This window comes from Chamaesiphon sp. OTE_8_metabat_110, from assembly GCF_031382685.1.
GTDB lineage: Bacteria > Cyanobacteriota > Cyanobacteriia > Cyanobacteriales > Chamaesiphonaceae > Chamaesiphon.
On sequence record NZ_JANMZA010000439.1, the window covers coordinates 1 to 2,250 of the forward strand.

Here is a 2,250-nt window from a genome sequence, read left to right on the forward strand (position 1 = left end):
TTAGAGTTTCGAGGTTATGAGGTGCTGACTGCTGACAATGGTAAAGAAGCTCTAAACCTGCTGTCCCAAAATCTCCCCGATATGATCATCTGTGACATTATGATGCCAGAAATGGATGGTTATGCACTGATCGAAAATGTCCGACAGGATCGACGGACGAGCTGGATTCCCGTTTTATTTCTCTCAGCTCGCGGGCAAAGTCAAGACCGGATCAAGGGTCTGAATTTGGGTGCAGATGTCTATATGGTCAAGCCTTTCGAGCCAGAAGAACTCGTCGCCCAAGTTGAATCTTCGCTCAAGCAAACCAATAGATTGCTCTTGTATACCGATGGAGTCAGTGACGATAGTTCGCCGATTCAAGTTCCGGCGACTGTAGAACTCACTCCCACCGAACTCAAAGTCGTGCAGTTAGTCGCTAGAGGCTTGGCAAATCGAGAAATTGCCCTTCAGATGAATGTCAGCCAACGCACGATCGAAAGTCACGTCTCGAATATGCTCGGCAAAACCGGACTGAATAATCGCACCGAATTAGCCCGCTGGGCGATCGAAACTAGAATGGCTTAATTTAATTAATAATTAATAATTAATAATTATTGATTATTACATTGCGTAGGGTGGGCACTGCCCACCATCTAGGTTTCAGTGTCGTCCCAGTAGGGTGGGCAGTGCCCACCATCTAGGTTTCAGTTAAGTACTAACAACATCATTACTACCATCTCCCATCTCCCATCTACCCTCTACCCCGATACACATCGCTAACAACTGCGGCTAACCTTTCCATCGCCGTGGTAATATCGGCATCGCTAGCCGTCAGACTGATGCGGATACATTGTTGCTTATGTGCCCAATCTTCGCGTAGTCCAGGGAAAAACGAACTTCCTGGTACCACAATAATGCCCACTTCCTTGAGAGCTTGATAGAGATCCCAATCAGTCATCGGTAAATCTTGGAACCACATCCATGCAAAAATTGCCCCTTCCCCACGGTGGAGATACCAGGGAAGATCTTGAGGCATAAATTTAGTAATGCCTGCTTCTAAAACGGCGAACTTTTGCTGATAATAGGGACGAATCACAGTAGTTGCCAAATCTGCCAAGCGTCCGCTGGCAACTGCTTTAGCCGCGATCGCCTGTCCGTAGCGCGACGAGTGGAGACACATATTGGTCTGGAATGACTCCAGAATGCCGATGAATTTTTCGCTCCCCAAGGCAATTCCGATTCTTTCCCCTGGCAATCCAGCTTTAGAAAGACTCATACAGTGGACGATATTCTCGCCGAAGATCGGGGTCATTTCCGTGAAATTTAAGCTGGGGAATGGTGGTGCATACGCCGAATCGATCAGCACAGGCGCATCATAGTTGGCTGCTAGCGCGGCAATCTTTTGAACTTCTTCATCGGTTAGGACATTGCCTGTCGGATTGCAAGGGCGTGAAAAGAGGACGCAACCAGTATCTTCCCCAACCTGTAACCGACTAAAATCAGGACGATATTTAAAACTATGATTGGCAGCATCGATATCCAAAGTTGGCTTGTAAGCTACGATCGAATCTGGCGCGATCGCCATCCCCCCATAGCCCGTATAATCAGGACTCAACGGTAATACGACCTGTTTCATCTGACCTCCGGCTGTTTGCCCGCCAAAGGCATTAATCGCGTAGAAATACAGACTTTGACTACCCGGTGTAATTAGGACGTTCTTAGCGGTCAAATTGAGGCTGTAGCGGTGATTAAAATCAGTCACGATCGCATCAATTAAGGGCTGATAGCCTTGACTCGAACCGTACCGACACACGACCTCACCATAATCGGCACTTGCTAATAATTCATGAGTGTAGTCCCGCCACATCTGCTCGATTTCCGGTAGGATGACTGGGTTGCCCGCACTAAGATTGATAAACTCTCGGCCTTTGCTAGCCGAAAGAGTTGCTTGAATGTCTTTCATGATGGCGCGCACGCCAGTCAAATTAGACATTTGGGTACCGACTTGAGATAGTGCGAGATTCATAGTGATGAAGTGATGGACGACTCGGCTTCCGGCGACACTTGGCGATTCTCCGCAGGAGAGGCTTTGCCAACGAGCAGATGTTATGGCTATTATAAACAACCATTCCGCTAAGTTGTCTATAATCATGGGGCAGTGGGATACGGTCTTTAGTAAATTAGGAGTTTGATACTAGTGAGTAGAGTTGGGATTGGGATTCGCACGGCAACCAAACGCAAAGAACGTGCCGCCGGACAGATTCATGTCTA

The 2,250-nt window shown here is 47.8% G+C and carries 2 protein-coding genes; one reads left to right on the plus strand and one right to left on the minus strand.

Annotation, left to right across the window (positions count from 1 at the left end; genetic code table 11):
• A partial coding sequence (locus tag RMO52_RS16110) for a response regulator transcription factor (protein ID WP_310416122.1) occupies nucleotides 1-564 on the plus strand: 564 nt, incomplete at its 5' end.
• Between the two features lie 166 nt (nucleotides 565-730).
• Here the strand turns inward: RMO52_RS16110 and RMO52_RS16115 are convergent.
• The gene (locus RMO52_RS16115; RefSeq protein WP_310416125.1) at nucleotides 731-2,005 is read right to left on the minus strand and encodes a valine--pyruvate transaminase; all 1,275 of its coding nucleotides are present in this window, start codon (nucleotides 2,003-2,005) and stop codon (nucleotides 731-733) included.
• Between the last annotated feature and the right edge of the window lie 245 nt (nucleotides 2,006-2,250).